The following is a 19438-nucleotide window of genomic DNA, read 5'->3' on the forward strand; positions in this document are numbered from 1 at the left end:
GCATTCTTGGCCCGTTGCAATCAGCAATTTGAAGCTCTTTCGAAGAGAACGGAGTCAAAATTCGTTCTCTACACTACCATCACATATTCCGGGCCAAGGCTGGTCGATTGGGTAGCGGAGGGGAGTACCCGGGTCTATTGGGGACCCGGTTCGCGCGGGGCCGCTCTGCGTAACATCCGAAAGGCACAGGGCAGCTTGAACATCAGAGGGCGTTCCTGAAGTTGCCGTCAGATGACGATCTCACGCCCATGCTGGTTCACGTCTCGGCTTACGATCCATTTGACGCGTTTGAAAAGGCGAACGACGCGATTGATCGCTTTCGCGGGTTACTAAATCTTCTCATTAATTCGTCCAAGTCCATCAATATTTTCGCGCAACTGTCAGAGCCGCATGCCATGAACCGATTTCGGCGCGGGCCGCTCCATACTATTCACAAGCACGACGGCTCGCTGGCGACCCAAACGTTCTGGTACGAGCATCGGTGGCTTCACAATGCGCCCACCATAAAGTTTAGCGATCCGCCGGATTATCGTCGATCTGTTCAACGATGGTGGGAGAAGCTCCAGAAGAATCCCATGCGGGAATTCATTTCTGACGTGCTCCTACGGTACTGCCGAGCGCTCGACCTCCACGAGGCAGATGCGTCATTTCTTGGTATGTGGCAGGTCCTTGAGAAACTGACGGGTACGGACAAGTATGACCAACTCATTGAACGGATCGCGCGGCTGTTCAAAGATCCTGATGACGCCCGTGAAATCGCAAAGCATCTCAGAATACGAAGAAATCAAGCCGTCCATTCGACGAGCACTGTTAGCAAGGAAGCTGATGTTATTCTCATGCAAACCGAGACTCTCGCGAGTCAGGCGATATTCTTTCTGATTGGGCACGCCGCAAGGTTCAGGACGATTGAGGAGTTCTACGGGTTTCTGGATCTCCCGCTAGACGAGAAAAAACTAAGACGCGAGCAGCGTATCGCGGCCTTTTTTATCGAATACAAAAACCGGCCATAGAAACCCCAAGCCAGAGAGGGGGCCGCATCTCGGTCTGCTTTTGCGGGGAGGTGCTCGCTATGTAGATACTCTCCCGTTTTGATATCTTGTTTGATCTCACCCGCAACAGAATGAGTCGTTCAGAATATTCAAAATGAAATTTCTCGCGAACAGCGCTGATATTCCGCACGATCTCATTCGCTCCGTGAGCGATGGCGACGTCATCTTTCTCTGTGGAGCGGGCGTCTCCTTTGGTGTCGGCTTACCAACCTTTAAGAAGCTGACCGACGACGTCTATACGACCATCGGTGAGAGTCGGACACACGAGCCCGCGGAAACAATAGCTTATGAAAAGGAGGAGTATGACCGGGTGCTTCGCTCCCTTGAGAAGCGCACCCTGCTGCACGGGACTGAGTCGCGCGTTCGTGTCGCGGTTATTCTTAGCGAGCCCTCGCGCGCCAGACCAATGCGTTGTGCGATCTCAATAGCATTGTCTGCAAGCGCTTCCGGCTCCATATCCACCTCATTGCCGAGACAAAGGCATTCAAACCAATCGTTCTTATAAGTCCTGAACTGATTGAACACTCTGAATAGCAGGCGAAGGTCTGGCCTCGCACTATCGTCACGATCTGCTCGCGTCTCGAGGAATGCGCAATAATCCAGTGCACCCTTGAGAGTGTCGAAAATACCCTCCAAGAGGTCGTCGGCCGAATAGTCGTTGCCGTCGGCTGTCCGGAAGGCGCGAAGGTTCATCAAGTCCGATTCGGGGATCGTGTCGGAATCCGATGGTGGAATGAATGGTTTGGCGAATATGTGGAAGCCGTCTAGTAGCGACAATAGAACCGCAGACCGGCGTATCGGCTCCGAGTGTTGTGCGGACAGGCGATAGGACGCGAGTGCGCTTCGCAAATCATCGAAGATTGCGATGAAGGTGTCGTATGTCCGGCAGAAGTCGGGGGCGCTGGCGCGAAATCGCTCAATGAGCGCGTTCGCTTGCCCCTTCTCAAATTTGAAATGATCTGGCTGAAGCCGCGTATCGTTGATGATTAGGGATCGCATCTCGCGGCGGTCGAGGAACGTATCCAGCGTGAAATTGTAAGTAGTCATCGACCTTCCCGCCGAAATGCTCGCGACGTCTCGTACATCGAGTTGATTTTGAATCACAAGCGCGAAACCCTTGCACATGCGGGCAAAATCGGAACTCGTTACGTGCTTTGTGCGAGTTCACCCCGAACGCATGCGGCTCGCGGGTGTCGATCGTTCAATACGGTTGTAGCTAATCCAATGAGGTTCGCGGCCGCTAAGCCGGCTCAGCCGCTGGGACGCGCTGGATTAACGTCTCGGCATTTTCCGCAGCCAATCCAGGATCGCTCTCACCGCTTGTTCCGCGGTCGCTTTGGCGTCTCGGGCCTCATCGGGACGCAAGTCAGGTGGGCCGCCAGGAAAATCTGACAACATTCGCCCGGCGTGAATGCGCTGCCGTGTGCGGATCAGCAGTTCGACTCGGGCCTTCGTTGGCAGGTCGAGCACCGCAGAAGGGCCACCGGAGGCCGCGCTGGCCACCAGCTTCTCGATCTTCCAAGCTTGAGGATCCCTATCGTATTCGGGCGACTGGAATTGGCCCTTGCTGCGGCCATGCCGGACGACAAAAGTCAGAGCGGCCTCGACAAGAGCGGCCGCAAGCACTGATATTTCGACAGGCGAAAGATTTGGGTCCAGAATTCGAAGCTCCGCGACGGTCTGGGTCCACCACAGCCGAAACGGCCCATAGCCGAGTGTCTCGAGCTCGTCTGCAAAAGCCTCCAGCGGTTCAGCGAAATTTGGGCGCCCGTCAGTTCTTCTCGCTATGACGTCTTTCACAAGGCCATACGCTCGGTCCCGTTGCGGTCTCCGGTGTCGCTGTGGATGAAGCTTCAATTGCTCGCTTGGAAGCTGACGAACGCCGCTTTGGCTCTCGAACCGGACGGCTCCGTCCTTTTCATGAAGCTGACCTGCCATGAGCTGCCAGGTCAGAGCCGCCTGAACATCATGTCGAGGAATTCCCTGAGCCGCCGCTCGCTCCACGAGTACGGAGCGCTCGATGGCAGCTCTGGCGGCCCCTTCCGATCGGACGAGGGCGTTCAGCTGCGACACGATGAAGTCGAAGGCCACGAAATTTCTATAGTCAGGCTCCTCTTGGAAGTAGAACCGCCAGAACTGAAGGTCATGATGGGTAGGAAGCAGGCGTTGAACGCCGAAATAGGCAGTTCCAACATGAGGGAGCGCGTCATTGATTTCGCCATCCTGGTAGCCGGCGCGTCGACTGATCTCCCCCAATTCCTGCACAGACAAGCCCGGCTCGAGAGGAGCAAGCAGAACGCTGCATTCGAGCGCTGCTTTGAGCAAAGCAATGATATCTTGATTCATGAGGATTTGGGTTCCGATGCGATTGGGGGCGGCGAAGCGACCCCTGTAAGTGTATCCATGCCCGCGACGGCTATATCTTGTGAATTAGACGTATGCCGCCGCTGCACCGAGGGAGCCAGCGCCCATGTGCTCAGCTTGACAACGACATCACATCTCTAGATTGTAGGCTGTCTAGGCCTGAATAATCAAAAAGTTTTCTATTACTTCTTTAGGTGCATGATATTGCGGGGTAACCCGGTCGCCGGTCGTCCTGGTCTTGCGAAATGGTTTTTGAATTGAGGAATTCGCATGGTTTCGCCTCTTGAACTCTTGCGCGAGGCAAATCGAGAGTATCCCGCCACCCGGATTGTATGGCCTGCGATTGCCATCGTCGCGGTGCTGGCAATCATCGAGTCATTCCGTATCAGTTGGAATGTCGCCGCCCTTGGCGCAATCGTCATTCTCGTATTGCTCATCCTGTTCTTCATCGTTTCTGCCATCGCGCGGATTCTCGGTCGCGAGCGTCAGGGTTTCGTCATCTTGCGCGTGCCGGTGTTCGTAATCGTATGGGCCTTCACGCTCAGCATTTGCGTGGTGTTGGGGCTTTGCATTAGTTGCTTCTTTTTCCGATGGCCAGGTTCATTTGCAGAACTTGTCACGTTCGGTCAATCGGTCGCTGTCTCCAAATCCGAGAAGCCGACCCAATCGCCTCCGGTCGTCCAGCCGGTACCACGCTCGGACACGCCTCCTGCTTCGCCTTCCGGACAGGGGCCGCAAGTCGATGTGGCGCGTGTCAACGCCTGCCTGAATGCGATCGACAAGGAAAAATTGTCCGTGGCAGAGGTGACGGTTCAATCACGCCAGTGCCTGCAGGCCGGCAAGTGAAGGGAGCACTCAATATGCCGAGGTCACTGCGTCATCGAAGCGCGACAGTTGCAGGCTTGTTGCTCGTCATGGCGCATTCCACGCGCGTTGCCTGGTCAGACGAGATCGATCAATGCATGGCGGATCAGCAAGCAGCGTACGAAAGCCCCCAACAGTTCACCCAGGAAGGGGAAATCACTTGCCCGGCCGGGGATGTCGTAGGTTTTCCGCCCCGTATTCGTCGTGATGACAGGAGTGGTGCGGTGACTTACACCGCGCCAGCGGGAATGATCATTCAAAACCGCTCGCTCGATGCAATCACTGTCGAGAATATAAGCCAGAGTAACGGCAGGTATGGTCAACCGACAATATCGGCGGACAATCGGACGGTTACCGTGCCGATTGCATGTGACGGCAAAGGACCGGGAGAGGGGCGGGCGTGGCAAAACATCCGCATCCGGGGAGTGATCATTCGCCAACCCACAGCCGAGAACTTGAAGACCTGGGCGATCCAATGCGTCAGATGCGTAGCCGAGAAGAACTGCCCCAAACATTGATGCCCCCGAACCAAGGGACCGTGGAGGGCTTAGCTCGCGATCAGAGCAGGTCGAGCGTCGCACTTAGCCGTGCATGGTGGAAAGCAAGCGTTCGCCACGATCGTTAAGTGTCGGAGCGCCCTCGAAGGCAAGAAGGGGAACCGGTCGCGAAACGACCGCGTCATATCGTTGCTTCACCAAGCCCAGTGTTTCAGGGTGTGAGTAGATATAGAAGGTGCCGTTCCGTATCGCCTTAAAAGTGATCTCACTGATCTGCTCGGGGGGGGCGTGCGTGCGGAAGGAATCGTGTTCTGCGTCATCGACCGCGCTGCGATCTGCGATCTTGTCGGGAGCGAATTGGTCATGCCGCAGGCGGCTTGAAGGTGCTTATGGCCTTCTGCAGACTGATGGTCTGGCGGATCAGCTCGTCGAGTAGCCTTTCGTCGACTTCGGTGCGACCTTCATACTCAGCCAGATTGCGCTCGCTATGGCTCTTGCTAAAAATGCGCCGGCCATGGGGTCCAAGCCTGCGACCGTATGGGTAAGTGCTTGGAAAACGATATAGCGATTTTCCGAACGGTAACCGTGCAGCCGCAGAGCGGCAAGAGCGAGACCATGCGCAGCGCCGTAGGCAAGTCGAACCGGCTTTCAGCGGAAAGGGTTTCATTCTGCGCGTCGGCTGGCTCAGTTGCGAAAGGCAGCGATACGGGCGCGCAGTGACATCGATATCATGATCATCGGCGACGATCTAACATACGCCGACTTGTATGCATAGACGAATGCAACTTTGATCCTATCTCCGTGGGGCCTGAGTGATTGCTTCAACGGCTCAATCAGCCCGACAGTCTTTAAGACGTGCCGTGCAATTCTTCAAAGATGGGCGATGCACGATTGGCTCGGTAATGCTTTTGATTGCCGATCCGCTCGGCGGAGATCAGCCCCGTTTGTTCAAGGTGCGCCAATTCGCGTTCGACTGCGCCTCTGCCAGAACGGACGCTCCGAAAGATTTCCGATGTATAGAAGCTGCGCTGAGGATTGCTAAAGATGAGCCCCAGCACGCGCTGCTGCACGTTGGAAAATAGCGCACTCGCCGGACTCAGATTTTACGTCATATTATCCCCGTTTTGGGTACTATACACCCCAAATTGGGTACAATCCATTACGATTTAAAAACGAACGCCTTCTCAGATAGATAGCTGAACTAGCGTCGGTCTGACACATTGCGTTTGTCCTCACTATGTTCATATGGGCTGGTTCGCCAAACCGGCGCAACTCGGGGAGGCTACAACCTTCTATCGTTCGCCGCCTTGCGGCGTCTTGAGTAGTCACGCAATTTCTAAGGGCGGCATACGTGCAGCTCGTGCGGTGATTGCCAACAATAGGCATCGCCTCGCTGTTTCTCCTACCGTCCTGGTTTGTGGACAGATGTCGTAGGCAGGCGCCAGCATTAAGATCTTTCCCGTTCCAGAACGCCGCGTGGTCGCGGCATAATCGTCCGTGTTGGCGCAAGGATGTAGAACACCATCGGGCCGTACAACTCGAGTAGCGTCTCCCTGGGCGAGGCGAACCGGTGGCGGACATCGTTCGTCCGCTCTCCTCGATGATTGTTTCCGATGGATGATCAAACATGAAAATGCGCTCCGTGGAGCGATGACGTGTCAAGGTGCACGTCGCGCCGCGTTTGATGTCATCATCGGACATGGCGTCAGGTGGCCAGCACGGCGGGACAACGGCATCTGTTTTGTTTGCGACAGCTAGTCATACTATTTGAGCCCTCCTCGTGACTTCAGTGTTGAGTTGCAGCATGCCGACCTCAGTAGCCAGTTAAACGGCCTGCTCCAGCATACAGGCGAAATCGCCGGGACCAGTGATCGTAGTTCGGAAATGCACTGCCTCGAGAGGCCGCATGGCGGGGATTTTAGAAAAGTTCATGGGACGATTAGAAGGGCTGATCCTGACTGTTAGGTAAAGAGCGGAGGTCCTATCGGCGAATAGGAGGGACGTTGGCTGACGATCGTGAGCTTTGCGACAAGCTCGTAGGCATTCAGCCAGTGCGAGTTCTCATTCGCGCAATAAACGTCGCGTCTGATGAAGAATTACAAAATCGGATTATCTCAACCGTCGGAAAAATAGTTCGTCTTCGACTCGCGCAGTCGAGGCTTCTCTGAGACGATAGTCGTGCAATGATGGCAACCGGGACGCTCATGATGTGCAACAACTTCGTCGACCAGTTGAGTGATTTGACCAAGCCCACAGCTGGTCGATGCTGTTGCGCGTACCTGTGTTGAAGCGACAGAAATGCGCGCGCTCACGGATCGTATCTGAGACGGCTGTAGCGCTTCTCAATCAATAGCTTAAACGACGACTTTGACTAGCACGTGAGCCGTGCCCGTCTCGATGGGCGTGATGGCACAACGCTGCCTGATTCAGGTCGTCGCTCTTATCCACGTAAACTCGATTCTCGAGGGACAAACAGCATGACTGCGAGCAACAATCCGATCAAATTCGCTTACTGGGTGCCGAACGTATCTGGCGGCCTCGTGATTTCTTCGATCGAGCAGCGCACCAGCTGGCACATTGATTACAATCGCAAACTTGCTCAGATCGCCGAGAAGGCTGGTTTCGACTATGCGCTGAGTCAGATCCGATTCACCGCAGGTTATGGCGCCGACAAGCAGCACGAGTCCGTCAGCTTCTCTCACGCGCTCCTTGCCGCGACGGAAAAGCTCAAGGTTATCGCCGCTCTCCTTCCCGGGCCTTGGAACCCGGCGCTGGCCGCAAAGCAGATCGCGACTATCAGCCAGCTCACCAATGCGCGTGTCGCGGTCAACGTCGTCTCGGGCTGGTTCCGCGGCGAATTCCATGCGATCGGCGAGCCCTGGCTGGACCATGACGAGCGCTACCGCCGCTCGGAGGAGTTCATCACTGCGCTGCGTGGGATCTGGACCGAGGAAACTTTCACTCTGAAAGGCGACTTCTATCGGTTCAACGACTATTCGCTCAAGCCAAAGCCGCTCGATCCGTTGCCGGAGATCTTTCAGGGGGGCTCTTCGCGGGCCGCCCGCGACATGGCTGCCCGTGTGTCCGACTGGTATTTCACCAATGGCAATACGCCGGACGGCCTGAAGGCCCAGGTTGACGACATCAGGACCAAGGAAAAGGCCTTCGGCAAAAGCTGGCGCACCAAGATTGGAATCAATGCCTTCGGTGTCGTCCGGCAAACAGAAGACGAAGCCAAGGAGGTCTTGCAGGAGATTATCGATAAGGCAATCCCAGATGCGGTTCGCGGATTCCACCACGAGGTCCAGAATGCCGGCAATGCCAGCCCCGAGCGCGAGGGCAATTGGGCTAAATCCACCTTCCAGGACCTCGTTCAATACAATGATGGCTTCCGCTCGAACCTGATCGGAACCCCAGAACAGGTCGCCGAACGCATTATCGAGCTCAAGGGCGCTGGTGCCGATCTGATCCTGCTCGGATTCCTTCATTTCCAGGAAGAGGTCGAATATTTCGGCAAACATGTGATCCCGCTCGTTCGCCAGCTCGAGGCGAGCGCGCCCGTGCAGGCGCAAGCGGCCGAATAGTCGAGTCCGTTAAGGGAGGGGGCCAAGTGGCGGGGATTGCGAGGGGAGCGGCTGCGCTTTGTCTGGAGGAAGATTCTGCCGGCGAACATGTCCGTCACTCGAGGCCAGAGCGCGGCGCAGTGATTGTGAGTCGGGCGGAACCTTCTACGCTCGCACGTCCGGTCCTCGGACTTTCGAACATCTCGCTGAGCTTTGGCGGTGTCGCTGCACTGCGCGATATTGATTTGCAGGTCGCGCGGGGCGAAATCCTGGCGGTCATTGGGCCGAACGGTGCCGGCAAGAGTTCGCTGCTCAACGTCGTCAGCGGACTCTACCGGCCCGATGAAGGCGAGGTGCGGTTCGGCGAGCATTCCTTCCGTGAGGTGCCGACGTCCAAGCTCGCCGCCTATGGTGTGGCGCGGACGTTTCAGAATCTCGCTTTGTTCAAGGGACTTTCGGCCTTCGACAATGTGCTCATGGGGCTTACGCACCGTGTGAGGTCGGGCTTTCTGCGGCAGATCCTCGGCTCGCCGCTTTCGCGGCGGATCGAGGCGAAGAACCGTTCGGCGGCGAAGGAGATCATCGACTTCCTCCATCTTGATCGCGTTCAGGACAGTCTAGCCGGAACGCTGCCTTATGGCGTGCAGAAGCGTGTCGAGCTTGCGCGGGCGCTGGTGGGCCGGCCAAGGCTCCTGCTGCTGGACGAGCCATTCGCGGGTGTGACCCAGGCCGAAAAGCACGAGCTATCGCAGCATGTGGGCAACGCCCGCGACAGCTTTGGCGCGGCGGTTGTCCTGATCGAGCACGATATTGGCGTCGTCATGGGGCTGTCCGACCGTGTCGCCGTGCTCGACCACGGACGAAAGATCGCCGACGGCACGCCTGAGGAAGTCCGAGCCGATTCGGCCGTGATCGATGCCTATCTCGGCGTCGACCACGAGAATCATGCGGAGCTTGCGGTTTGATGTTCGACTATCAGTTCTTCGTTGAGGTGCTGATCGCTGGCCTGCTGTCGGGGGTGATGTACTCCCTCGTCGCGATCGGCTTTGTGCTGATCTACAAAACCTCCGGCGTACTCAACTTCGCCCAAGGCGCGATGCTGCTATTTGCGGCGCTGACTTTCGTCAGCCTGGTTGAGCGCGGCGCGTCGTTTGCCGTTGGCCTCGCGGCAACATTGGCGATCATGATCGCGCTGGGCATCACGATCGAGCGTGCGGTGCTGCGGCCGCTGGTCAACCAGCCGCCGATCACGCTGTTCATGGCGACGCTAGGGGTCTCCTACGTGATCGAAGGCGCCGCACAGCTCCTCTGGGGCACCCAAGTGCATGGGCTCGACATCGGAATAAGTGACACCCCGTTCGAAGTCGCCGGCGTGCTGGTCAGCCGGTTCGATCTGTTCGCGGCAGCGCTCGCCGGAAGTCTGGTCGCCCTGTTTGCGCTTTTCTTTCGCTACACCCGCACCGGACTGTCGTTCCGGGCCGTCGCTGACGATCAGTTTGCAGCGCTTGCAGTCGGCCTGCAGTTGCCGCGCGTTTGGGCCGCAGTTTGGGCGGTGGCCGGGATCGTGGCCCTGGTCGGTGGGCTATTGTGGGGCGCACGGCTCGGCGTGCAGTTCTCTCTGTCGCTGGTCGTGTTGAAGGCGCTGCCGGTGCTCGTGCTCGGCGGCTTCGATTCCATCCTGGGGGCGATCGTCGGCGGGCTTCTGGTTGGAGCAATCGAGAAATTGGCCGAGGTCTATGTCGGGCCCTCCTTGGGAGGCGGCATCGAGACCTGGGCAGCCTATGTCGTGGCACTTTCGCTGCTCTTGATCCGGCCGTCAGGCCTGTTCGGGCGGAAATTGGTGGCGAGGGTACTAGGTCATGGCGATTTCCCTCCCCAGCCAATCGCGCTGGCCGTCGGCCGAGGCTGTCTGGGGCGCGATTGTCTTGGTGGTCGCTTATGGTGTGGTTCCGTTAGTTGGATCGGACTATCTGCTCGATGCAGTGCTCACGCCATTCCTCGTGCTGGCTCTGGCCGCTGTAGGACTGAACGTTCTCACCGGATATGCCGGACAGGTCTCGCTCGGCTCGGCCGCCTTCCTCGCGGTTGGCGCCTACGCCGCCTACAACCTTCACCTCCGTATCCCGAGCTTGCCCCTGCTGATCGATCTGGTGCTGGCGGGCGCCATCGCTGCTGCCGTTGGGACACTGTTCGGGTTGCCCAGTCTGCGCCTCCGAGGCTTCTATCTGGCTGTCTCGACCCTCGCTGCGCAGTTCTTCGTACAGTGGGCGCTCACCAAGTTCGGCTGGTACTCTAACGACAATCCGTCCGGCGTGATCGATGCGCCCGTACTGAGGATCGCGGGCCTCTCTTTTACAAGCGCGGCGGAGCGGTATGTCTTCTCGCTGACGATCGTGGTCATCTTGACCTTGCTGACACTGCGATTGCTGCGATCCCAGTCGGGCCGCAACTTCATCGCGGTGCGCGACCATGAGATCGCAGCCAAGGTGATCGGCGTGCCGCTGCTGCGAACCAAGCTGCTGGCCTTCGGCATCTCCTCGTTCCTCATTGGCGTTGCCGGCGTGCTCTGGGCCTTTGCGTATCTGCGTACAGTCGAGCCGGCCGGCCTCAATCTCGACCGCTCATTCCAGATCTTGTTCATCATCATTATTGGCGGGCTGGCCTCGCTGCGCGGCTCATTCATCGGTGCGGCCTTTATCGTCGTATTCCCCCTTCTCTTGTCCCGTATCGGTGCAGCATTGCTGGGCAACGTGTTTGATTCGGGCGTGTTGGAGATGAGCCAGCGTATCGTCATCGGGGCGCTCATCATTGCTATTCTGATCACAGAGCCGCGCGGGCTGGTCGCTCTATGGGATCGCGCCTGGCTCGCAGTTCGGCCCGCCGGACGCCCGGAAATCCCGACTTGATGTCTGATCAACCAAGGGGACCTTGCAATGAAGATATTCGGACGATTGAAGCTAACGATGGCGGCGGCACTGGCTGCCGGCCTCGCCAGTACGTTCGCGGCGCACGCCGACGAACAGTTCTTTCCATTGCAAAGCTACCGGGTTGGTCCTTATGCGGCCGGCGGCACCGGCTTCTTCGGTGGTTTCATCGACTACCTCAATCTGGTCAACATCCGCGACGGTGGAGTTGGCGGCGTAAAATTGACCTGGGATGAGGGCGAGACCCAATACGAGGTCGAGCGTGGCGTAGAGGTCTATGCGCGGCTGAAGAACCGTCCCGGCATCGCTGCCTGGAATCCACTGTCGGTCGGCATCGCCTATGCCATGATCGACCGTATCAGCAAGGACAGGGTGCCGCTGATTACGATCAATCATGGACGCACCGACTCGACCGATGGCCGGGTGTTTCCTTACGTTTTTCCGCTGCTGCTCAATCCCTACAGCGAGACCTCGGGAATCGTGAACTACATCGCGTCGAGAGAGGGCGGCCCGGACAAGTTGAACGGCAAGAAGATCGTCGTGCTCTATCATGGCTCACCCTATGGCAAGGAGACGATCCCGATCTATAAGCTGCTCGCGGACAAGTACGGCTTTGGCCTGGAGCAGATCGAGGTCCCGCATCCCGGCAACGAGCAGCAATCGCAGTGGTTGTCGATCCGACGGTCAAAGCCGGACTATGTGGTCCTGCGCGGCTGGGGCGTGATGAATCCCGTGGCCTTGAAGACCGCACAAAAGGTCGGCTTCCCAGCCGACCACATTATCGGCAATGTCTGGTCCAATTCCGAGGAAGACGTCATTCCTGCTGGTGATGCAGCCAAGGGCTATATCGCGACTACGACCCAGGCGTCTGGCGCCGAATATCCCGTGCTGCAGGAGGTGATCAAAACCGTCTACGGCGCGAACAAGGGCAATCTCGACGACAAGAAGCGGATCGGTAGCGTCTATCACAATCTCGGGATTGTAAATGGCATCCTCAATGTCGAAGCTGTCCGGATCGCACAGGCCAAGTTCGGCAAGCGCACCCTGACGGGCGACGAGGTTCGCTGGGGCTTTGAGCACCTCCAGCTGGATCCGGCGCGGGTGGAAGCACTTGGCGCGAAAGGACTGTTTCATTCGATCAACGTCACCTGGGACAATCATGAGGGCGACGGCCGTGTCACGTTTCAACAATGGGACGGCGGCAAGTGGAAGGTGGTCTCGGATTGGATCGCACCAGACTGGGCGTTCCTCCGGCCGATCATCGAGAAGTCATCGGCGACCTATGCCAAAGAGCATGGCATCAAGATCCGTACCTCCGGTGATGATCCGGTGAGCCAGTAGTGAAGGGATAGGCGGTACCTTTCGAAGGCGTCAGCTCACGAACGGTACCGCCTTGGGATGGATGGACCCGGCATGAGTGACATTCTGCTTTCAGTCGAGGGGCTTGAGGCGACCTACAATCACGCCATCCGTGCCGTGAACGAGGTATCGTTCGCGGTTCGGCGCGGCGAGATCGTCGCTCTCCTCGGCGCCAACGGTGCGGGCAAATCGACAACGCTTCAGGCGATCTCGGGCCTTCTACCGGCGCGGCGCGGTCAGGTGGCTGCCGGGCGGATCGCTTTTGAAGGCCGCGACATCTTATCTGCCTCGCCCGCCAAATTGGTCCGATTGGGAATCGTTCCCGTGCTCGAGGGGCGGCATTGCTTCCTATCGCTGACCGTCGAAGAGAACCTTATTACGGGTGCTATTGGCCGAGACGCCAAGTCCCGCGTGATCCGCAACGCTCTGGAGGAGATCTACGAGCTCTTCCCGCGACTGAAGCATCATCGCAGGTCTGTCTCTGGGCTGACTTCGGGCGGGGAGCAGCAGATGACGGCGATCGGCCGCGCTCTGATGTCGCGGCCGCGGCTGTTGCTGCTCGATGAACCGTCGATGGGACTTGCCCCGCTTGTCGCTGAGGACATTTTCCGAGCCCTGAAGCAGCTCAACAGAGAGCAGGGCCTCTCGATTCTGGTAGCTGAACAAAATTTGACGGTAGCGCTACGCGTTTCCGACCACGCGGTCGTCCTCGAGAACGGCCATAGCGTCCTGTCCGGCGCATCAGTCACGTTGCGCAACCGCGACAATATCAGGGCGTTTTACCTCGGTGGTTCACCGCAAACTGACTTCAGAAAAAACGTGCTGACGCACGCGGTTGCTTGAATTCGCAAGTAAAGGAGAGACTGAGAATGGCTTCAGCCAAGCCGGCGCACAATTTCAGCCAACAGCCTTATTCTCGGCTGGATGCCGCCATCGATGCGACCGTAAGGGTCAATGCCGATCGTAATGACCTGGAAAGCCGCTTTCCCAAAGAGAATCTGGAGGCGTTGGCGGAAGCGGGCTGGACCGGCATCCTGAATGAAACTCGGTTTGGCGGCCTTGGTCTCGGTCATGTTGATTTTGGCGAGGCTGCCTATCGTATTGGCCAGGTTGATGCATCGACAGGCCTCGTCTACGTCATGCACGTCGGCGCGGCTCAGACCATCAATCTATTTGGCAACGACGACCAGAAGGAGCGCTGGCTCAAGGCGAAGAACGGTTCCCTGCTGGGTACATATTCGACCAGTGAACGCGCGACGGGGGGACACTGGTGGTATAATCTGTCGGAGGCATCTCGCGACGGTGACGACTATCTGCTCGATGCCAAGAAATCATTCACAACGAGCTCCGGTCAGGCCGACTTCTATGTCGTGCAGACACGCACGCCCGGCGCCAAGGATCAGGCCGACATTGTCTTCTTTATCGTGGACGGCAAGTCTCCCGGGATCGAATCGAAGCCTTGGAATGCTCTCGGCGTACGTGCCAATCACTCGGGGCCCATCCAGTACACCAGCGTGCGGGTACCCCAACGGGACCGGCTCGGCGCAGAAGGACAGGGGAAGGAAATCATCTACAACGGTGTCTCGCCCGTCTATCTGATCGGGCTCGGCGCAGTCTGGGAAGGTTTGGCGAGGGGCGTGTTGAATGCGGCTGTCAAGCACACCTCAAGTTTCGTCCATAAGGACCGAAACAAGAGAGTTGCGGACTATCAGGCCATCCGACAGGAGCTCGGTGCGGCCAAGGTGCTCGTCGAATCGTTGCGGCCGTGGCGCATCGAACTGGCAGCAAGGCTGGATGAACTCTGGCGCGCCGGCAAGCCGCAGAGCGAAATCCTGATCCCGCTGACCGAGTTCAAGGTGCACGCCGCCGAGGTCGCGAACAAGGTTGCCGCCGCTGCACTGACGGTGACGGGAGGTTACGGCTATCACCGAGGGCCGATCGAGCGCTCCTTCCGCGACGCACGTGCTGCCATCGCAATGGGGCCGTCCAACATCATCGCTCGGGACTGGATTGGCAAATCGCTGGTCGGCCTGCCGCTCGAGCTGTTCTACGAAGGGGGAGAATAGTCCGATCTTCGCAAGGGCAGATCGAAACCCCGTTCATGCCCTGGGGAATGAGGCGATCACGCTCAAGGTAGTGAACGGCACGTCACGGCTCCGGCCGGCCAGGCGACGAACAGACGTTGGGAGTTCTTCATGAACGCACGAGTTGAACGGGCTGGCCGATCCGGGCCGGGATCGGAATTCAGCGTTGTACCGAAAGCGCAGATCATCAGGTCAGATGCCGAAGCCATCGACATCGCGCACAAAGTGGCCGCCGAACTTGCAGTCGAAGCTCCAGCGCGCGATCGCGAGCGGCGTCAGCCGGTAGCCGAGCTTGATCGCTTTTCGTCAAGCGGTCTTTGGGGCATCACCGTACCGAAATCTTATGGCGGGGCAGGCGTCTCCTTCGTGAACGTTGGAGAAGTGGTCAAGATCATCTCGGCCGCCGATCCCTCACTTGGTCAAATTCCACAAAGTCATCTGCGAGTCCTGGACCTACTGCGACTGACCGGCTCAGAAGAGCAGAAAAACTTCTGGTTCAGTAAAGCCTTGCAAGGTTACCGCTTCGGTAACGCGGTCTCGGAACTCAAAAGCAAGCATGCCGGAAGTTTCGAGACAACGATGACCCCTGATGGCGACGACGGATATCGTATCAACGGTCAGAAGTTCTATGCGACCGGAGCCCTCTTTGCCCATTATATTGCGATTGCTGCAACTGGGGACAACGGAAAAGCGCATATTGCGATCACGCCTCGGGATGCGGAAGGACTTAGCGTCATTGATGATTGGTCCAGCTTTGGCCAGAGGACGACTGCAAGCGGCAGCGTCGTCATACGCAACCTTCGTGTACCCTTATTGGCAATATTACCCTCGTACGCCGCATATGACGTCCCGACTGCGAACGGACCGCTTGCCCAATTCGTCCACGCCGCGATCGATGCGGGCATCGCCAAGGGCGCGCTTAATGACACCGTTGCCTTTGTACGCCAGTATGCACGACCATGGATCGATAGCGGTCAAAACTATGGTCACGACGACCACTTCACTATCGCACAAATTGGAGATCTCAGCATCAAGCTGCATGCGGCCGAAGCCCTGCTTGAGCGAGCGGGCCATGCCTTAGATGTTGCTGTCGCGGAGCCCAAGGATAGAACGGTCGACGAGGCATCCATTGCCGTTTCAATTGCCAAGGTGGCGACGACGGAGATCGCGATTTCGGCAGCAAACAAACTACACGAGCTTGGTGGTGCGCGATCGACGCTTGCGCAATATAACCTTGATCGTCACTGGCGCAATGCGCGCACCCATACGCTGCATGACCCGGTGCGCTGGAAATACTTTCATGTCGGAAATTACGTGCTGAATGGCGTAAGTCCACCGCGCCATCCCTGGAATTGAGAATGTCCTTTGTGGTCGCGTGCAACGGACACAAACGGTCAAGGTAGCTCAGCTCTTATGTGCCCGAGATCCGCTCGAATCCGACAGGCCCACGAGCTCGCCCGTCCGTCGACGTGCAGATATGTGCAAACATCGCGAGCAACCTGCCGATTTGATACCTTAAGCGCCAGGCGGATCACAGCATAAGAACTGCCCGGCGCGATGGTCGCACTAACTCTCATCTCGCGAGCACGCCCGCTAGCGACGTCGCGAGCGGCTTCGACGCTCAGCCTGTCGGCGTCTGATCGGGGGAAGTGCGGTAGTCAACATGCAGGAGTCATAGTTCGGCTTAACCTCTGTCAGGAACCTTTCATGCGCGATGACAAAGCGGTTGGTTTTGCCAGAAGCAGAAGTCGACAAGTGTCCGGCGGAATCCGTCGAAAACGAGCGACTACTCGCCGAATTTGTGCGTCGACGCGCGATTCATTGCATCAATCGACGTCAATAAAGCATTACTTTGCAGGCTAGGCAGGGCGATATTGGGTCGGCGAGTAAAGCGACGCAGGTGCCGAGCTCGGGTTGGCGCAGCGGCATAGGAGAAGAACATGGCGAGCCATTTCTACCGTCTCCGTATGAGCACGTATGCCGAGACGTTGTTTCGGTGCAGCCAGCGCGACCTGCAGCGAAGGCTTTGGCTGCAATACAACCTGATGCGGCTCGGGAACGAATTGACGGCACAGGTTCGGCGCGGCGGACCAGCAAGTCCGGGATGCAAGCGATGCGGCCGAGGCGGTCACCAGCTGAATTGACTTCATCAGAAGCGGCACGGAAATCTTTCTTGCTGCGGCACGCCCGTGGAATTTCCTTCGCTCATCGGGCAATCAGCCCCGTCGCATGCGGTCGCGGAGTGCGCGCGGTCCTCGATAAAGTCTGCTAGAAGAGAAGCAGGGAACCGAGGTCCGCACGCACGTTACCTCATCGATCGTGGAGGCCTCCACCGGTCGCCAGGCCACCGCCCAAGGTGCGCTACGCGCTTTCTGAGGCAGCAGACTATTCTCGCGACGGACCGATAACGTTGTCGCTTGACGCTCCTACTCTATCGAGTTGAGGTTCGGGGTCGAGCGAGCGGCCAGATGGCCAAGCTAGCTTTGCTGCCACAGAGCAGCGTTTTGCGCTGTTCTACTCCAGTGAGCCAGAGTGTCACCACTATCAAAAACGCTTGGCGATACAGGCGCCGGCTATGGATCGCGCGGCCTAGCAACATGGACGTCGCACACTGCGGATGGTCTTGATGCTCAGTGGGAACTCTGGCTAAATCGCGCGCGTTCAACTTGGAGTTACTGTGGTGGCAATAGGTACTGTGAAATGGTTCAGCGCAACTAAGGGGTACGGCTTTATCAAGCCAGATGATGGCGGCCCTGATGTCTTCGTGCACATTCGTGCCGTTGAAAGGGCCGGCTATAGCGAACTGGCGGAGGGCGCAAAGATTAGCTACGAGATAACGACTGGCCGTTCTGGCAAAGCGTCCGCCGAAAATCTCCGACTTGGATAGTCCTTCCTCGCGCAAACAAAAATCAGCCAACCATCGTTCTGGCTCCGCCTCCGGCTTGTCCGCGAGGCGTAGGTTCGGCCTCAGCATATCCCCCCGGAGCCGCTGAGGCCGTTCTCTTGTCTGGCACGGTAGTTTCCTCGAGCCACGAATAGCGCGGCTAGTCGTGGGGGCGTTGGATGATACCTTGAAGAAGTCTGAGCGCTGCTTTGGCTTAAATGTCAGCTCGCTGCTTGGAACTCCCATCCAGAATGGCTTTTCCTGCTCTATTGCCAGCTCACGAACCAAGTCCGCTTTCACCGTGGCGCTGGCGCCCGGTCGCCGACAATTCATAGACTGCGAGCAGCAGACACCTGATGCTATTCGGATGAAAAGCTGCGTGGTTCCGGCGATAGCGAACAGAATTTCGGCGGTATATCCCCCTAAACCATGAAGTTTCGTCTGAGTTGCCGGCTAGTGTTTGTGCATATGGGTCCAAGCTGGCGCTGAAGAATCGGCTTCCCTAAAATGGGGGCTGGATCAATTGCTGTTCTCGATTGTTTTGATGCATCATGTTGCCTGAGTTCATTTTCCATCACACAAGAGGGTTACGTATTTTTCGGCCGAAATGAACGGCAACCGTGATTGGCGACACCGAGAACTGCCGAAAACAACAAGATGCCAGATGCAAATGAATGAAAAAATCGATCGATCCGTTAGTGACTTCATCTGGAATATCGTCGAGGTGCATTCCATTCTCGAGGAAATCCACAAGAGTTGGGCTCAGCTATTAGGCATAACCGAGCCGCAGTGGTTGATCTTGATGGCCATCGACGAACTCGACGAAGGTGGAGGGATCTCGGGAATTGCGGTTGCCAACAAGCTTCGTATCCATCCCGCCTTCGTCAGCCATCAAACAAAGCGACTCGAACAACTGGAGCTCCTTGCCCGCGTGACCTCACCTGATGATGCGAGATGCCTGCGGATATCGCTGACTGAAAAGGCGCAGGCGGAAATCAGGAAGCTGTCGATCAAAAGGCAAGCCCTTAACGCTGCAATGCTTGACGGGCTCGATGAGGAATCTCTTCACTACGTCAACAAACGGCTAACCTTGCTTGCCAAGAACAGCCGCTTGGCATCTCAAAAACTAAGTATCGGAATATTGTAGGTCTAAATGACGCAATCTTAAGCATCAGATCCTGCTTGCTGGCACCGTACGGGCTCTCCTTGGCGTCATCTTCTGGAGGCCGCCATGGTCTCGGATAGGGAGGCCGTCGGCTCCGCCGCGCCAATCGGGCACTTAAGACCTCCGAGTCTTGTCATCCGCGCCATTGACCGCAGAATTGTGCACAACGGCGACAGCGGCGTTCGCAAAACTGCCCGCGCAACGCTGATGTTCTAAGGGATCGACCATCTGCTTCAACGCGTTGGCTCGACTGATGCGCCTCTGCAGAAACGACGAACGTCAGACTTTTCGGGCTGAAAGGCCTCAACGAGAACTGGTACGGCGCTCGCAGGATCGCTGTTGCCACATACGAAAACATCAGCGGCTGCGTAGGACCTTTCAGGCCAGGTATGTAAGGTGATGTGCGATTCAGCTAACAAAGCTATTGCGGAGACGCCGTGACCCGGAGAAAACTCATGAACATGAAGGTGGAGTAGTGTCGCACTCGCCGCGCGGACGGCTTTCCGGATTGCGTCTTCCGCAATGATCGGGTCGTCAAGGTTCTTCGCTCCCCATAGATCGATGAGCATATGCGTCCCACCGGAGGACAGAGCCGGTGAGGTTTCCTTCTCTCTATCTGTAGTCATTGAAGAATCTCCATTGAATTATCGGCCCATCGGGCTGAGCTATTCGGGATTTAGATGAC

General features: G+C 57.4%; 16 protein-coding genes and 1 pseudogene. 13 read left to right on the forward strand and 4 right to left on the reverse strand.

Annotated elements, in window-relative coordinates:
- Positions 1 to 248: 248 nt before the first annotated feature.
- Positions 249 to 1010 (forward strand): hypothetical protein, encoded by a 762-nt coding sequence (locus tag Q3C01_RS14080; RefSeq protein WP_458145921.1) that lies wholly within the window; start codon positions 249 to 251, stop codon positions 1008 to 1010.
- 324 nt (positions 1011 to 1334) lie between these two features.
- Here Q3C01_RS14080 and Q3C01_RS14085 read toward each other — a convergent pair whose 3' ends face one another.
- Together Q3C01_RS14085 and Q3C01_RS14090 are read right to left on the reverse strand one after the other, a co-directional pair.
- Complete coding sequence (locus Q3C01_RS14085) at positions 1335 to 2096, reverse strand: hypothetical protein (protein ID WP_458145922.1); 762 nt, start codon at positions 2094 to 2096, stop codon at positions 1335 to 1337.
- A gap of 225 nt (positions 2097 to 2321) precedes the next feature.
- Complete coding sequence (locus Q3C01_RS14090) at positions 2322 to 3395, reverse strand: hypothetical protein (protein WP_458145923.1); 1074 nt, start codon at positions 3393 to 3395, stop codon at positions 2322 to 2324.
- A 288-nt stretch (positions 3396 to 3683) separates the two neighbouring features.
- Between Q3C01_RS14090 and Q3C01_RS14095 the strand changes: the two genes are divergently transcribed.
- On the forward strand, positions 3684 to 4259 hold the full coding sequence (locus Q3C01_RS14095) for a hypothetical protein (RefSeq protein WP_458145924.1): 576 nt from the start codon (positions 3684 to 3686) through the stop codon (positions 4257 to 4259).
- 95 nt (positions 4260 to 4354) lie between these two features.
- Here the strand turns inward: Q3C01_RS14095 and Q3C01_RS14100 are convergent, their stop codons facing one another.
- Positions 4355 to 4600, reverse strand: a complete 246-nt coding sequence (locus Q3C01_RS14100; protein ID WP_458145925.1) for a hypothetical protein — start codon at positions 4598 to 4600, stop codon at positions 4355 to 4357.
- 1034 nt (positions 4601 to 5634) lie between these two features.
- On the opposite strand from Q3C01_RS14100, the gene Q3C01_RS14105 reads away from it, so the two are divergent.
- The 11 genes and pseudogenes from Q3C01_RS14105 to Q3C01_RS14155 all read left to right on the forward strand — a co-directional run bounded on the left by Q3C01_RS14105 (position 5635) and on the right by Q3C01_RS14155 (position 18735).
- Complete coding sequence (locus Q3C01_RS14105) at positions 5635 to 5856, forward strand: hypothetical protein (RefSeq protein ID WP_458145926.1); 222 nt, start codon at positions 5635 to 5637, stop codon at positions 5854 to 5856.
- Between the two features lie 1395 nt (positions 5857 to 7251).
- Positions 7252 to 8358, forward strand: coding sequence for a dimethylsulfone monooxygenase SfnG (gene sfnG, locus Q3C01_RS14110; protein ID WP_458145927.1), 1107 nt, complete (start codon positions 7252 to 7254; stop codon positions 8356 to 8358).
- 119 nt (positions 8359 to 8477) lie between these two features.
- Positions 8478 to 9302, forward strand: coding sequence for an ABC transporter ATP-binding protein (locus Q3C01_RS14115; RefSeq protein WP_458145928.1), 825 nt, complete (start codon positions 8478 to 8480; stop codon positions 9300 to 9302).
- Positions 9302 to 10189 (forward strand): annotated as a pseudogene (locus Q3C01_RS14120) (branched-chain amino acid ABC transporter permease); the annotation flags it as partial. The gene Q3C01_RS14115 and the pseudogene Q3C01_RS14120, both read left to right, overlap by 1 nt.
- Before the next feature lie 7 nt (positions 10190 to 10196).
- Positions 10197 to 11243, forward strand: a complete 1047-nt coding sequence (locus tag Q3C01_RS14125) for a branched-chain amino acid ABC transporter permease (RefSeq protein WP_458145929.1) — start codon at positions 10197 to 10199, stop codon at positions 11241 to 11243.
- A 57-nt stretch (positions 11244 to 11300) separates the two neighbouring features.
- Complete coding sequence (locus Q3C01_RS14130; RefSeq protein ID WP_458145985.1) at positions 11301 to 12602, forward strand: ABC transporter substrate-binding protein; 1302 nt, start codon at positions 11301 to 11303, stop codon at positions 12600 to 12602.
- Between the two features lie 72 nt (positions 12603 to 12674).
- Positions 12675 to 13463 carry an ABC transporter ATP-binding protein gene (locus Q3C01_RS14135; RefSeq protein WP_458145930.1) on the forward strand — a complete coding sequence of 263 codons (789 nt, stop codon included), beginning with the start codon at positions 12675 to 12677 and terminating at the stop codon, positions 13461 to 13463.
- A 26-nt stretch (positions 13464 to 13489) separates the two neighbouring features.
- The gene (locus Q3C01_RS14140) at positions 13490 to 14686 is read left to right on the forward strand and encodes an acyl-CoA dehydrogenase family protein (RefSeq protein ID WP_458145931.1); all 1197 of its coding nucleotides are present in this window, start codon (positions 13490 to 13492) and stop codon (positions 14684 to 14686) included.
- 129 nt (positions 14687 to 14815) lie between these two features.
- Complete coding sequence (locus Q3C01_RS14145; protein WP_458145932.1) at positions 14816 to 16060, forward strand: SfnB family sulfur acquisition oxidoreductase; 1245 nt, start codon at positions 14816 to 14818, stop codon at positions 16058 to 16060.
- A gap of 1324 nt (positions 16061 to 17384) precedes the next feature.
- Entirely contained in the window at positions 17385 to 17591 is a 207-nt protein-coding gene (locus tag Q3C01_RS14150; protein WP_458145933.1) for a cold-shock protein, read from the forward strand.
- A 667-nt stretch (positions 17592 to 18258) separates the two neighbouring features.
- A complete protein-coding gene (locus Q3C01_RS14155) occupies positions 18259 to 18735 on the forward strand; it encodes a MarR family winged helix-turn-helix transcriptional regulator (protein ID WP_458145934.1) in 477 nt (158 codons plus the stop codon).
- A gap of 251 nt (positions 18736 to 18986) precedes the next feature.
- On the opposite strand, the gene speD is transcribed toward Q3C01_RS14155, so the two are convergent.
- A complete protein-coding gene (gene speD, locus Q3C01_RS14160; RefSeq protein WP_458145935.1) occupies positions 18987 to 19379 on the reverse strand; it encodes an adenosylmethionine decarboxylase in 393 nt (130 codons plus the stop codon).
- Between the last annotated feature and the right edge of the window lie 59 nt (positions 19380 to 19438).

It is taken from the genome of Bradyrhizobium sp. UFLA05-109 (assembly GCF_054185165.1).

Coding starts and splice junctions, on each gene's coding strand:
- Q3C01_RS14080 (WP_458145921.1), top strand. CDS start 249: ATGCTGGTTCACGTCTCGGCTTACGATCCATTTGACGCGTTTGAAAAG.
- Q3C01_RS14085 (WP_458145922.1), bottom strand. CDS start 2,096: ATGACTACTTACAATTTCACGCTGGATACGTTCCTCGACCGCCGCGAG.
- Q3C01_RS14090 (WP_458145923.1), bottom strand. CDS start 3,395: ATGAATCAAGATATCATTGCTTTGCTCAAAGCAGCGCTCGAATGCAGC.
- Q3C01_RS14095 (WP_458145924.1), top strand. CDS start 3,684: ATGGTTTCGCCTCTTGAACTCTTGCGCGAGGCAAATCGAGAGTATCCC.
- sfnG (WP_458145927.1), top strand. CDS start 7,252: ATGACTGCGAGCAACAATCCGATCAAATTCGCTTACTGGGTGCCGAAC.
- Q3C01_RS14125 (WP_458145929.1), top strand. CDS start 10,197: ATGGCGATTTCCCTCCCCAGCCAATCGCGCTGGCCGTCGGCCGAGGCT.
- Q3C01_RS14130 (WP_458145985.1), top strand. CDS start 11,301: ATGGCGGCGGCACTGGCTGCCGGCCTCGCCAGTACGTTCGCGGCGCAC.
- Q3C01_RS14135 (WP_458145930.1), top strand. CDS start 12,675: ATGAGTGACATTCTGCTTTCAGTCGAGGGGCTTGAGGCGACCTACAAT.
- Q3C01_RS14140 (WP_458145931.1), top strand. CDS start 13,490: ATGGCTTCAGCCAAGCCGGCGCACAATTTCAGCCAACAGCCTTATTCT.
- Q3C01_RS14145 (WP_458145932.1), top strand. CDS start 14,816: ATGAACGCACGAGTTGAACGGGCTGGCCGATCCGGGCCGGGATCGGAA.
- Q3C01_RS14155 (WP_458145934.1), top strand. CDS start 18,259: ATGAATGAAAAAATCGATCGATCCGTTAGTGACTTCATCTGGAATATC.
- speD (WP_458145935.1), bottom strand. CDS start 19,379: ATGACTACAGATAGAGAGAAGGAAACCTCACCGGCTCTGTCCTCCGGT.